Raw genomic sequence first — 234 nt, 5'->3', positions numbered from 1 at the left:
CGTGGGCCACTCGATGGGAGGCAGCGTTTCCCTGACCTTGGCAGCGGACCGACCGGACCTGGTGGCCACGGTGACGTTGGTGGGCATGGTTCCGGCTCCGCCGAAAGAGGCCTCTAAGCGCCTCCTGCTCTCGCAAGTGGAGCAAGGGTTCGTCGACGCCGGGACCAAGGCCAAACTCATGGATTCCTGGTTCGGGCCCCTCCTGCCGGAGGATGCCAGGGAGTTGCTCAGCAG

Annotated in this window: 1 protein-coding gene; it reads left to right on the top strand. The window is 65.8% G+C overall.

Annotated features, from left to right (window positions below):
* Positions 1–234 (top strand): alpha/beta fold hydrolase (locus tag SB847_RS22290; protein WP_410578948.1); only part of this gene is annotated, 234 nt, incomplete at both ends.

The organism is Bacillus sp. SIMBA_026 (genome assembly GCF_046535335.1).
GTDB lineage: Bacteria > Bacillota > Bacilli > Bacillales > Bacillaceae > Bacillus > Bacillus velezensis.
Note: the sequence above shows the minus strand (reverse complement) of the source record. Positions and strands in the feature narration are given on the sequence as shown.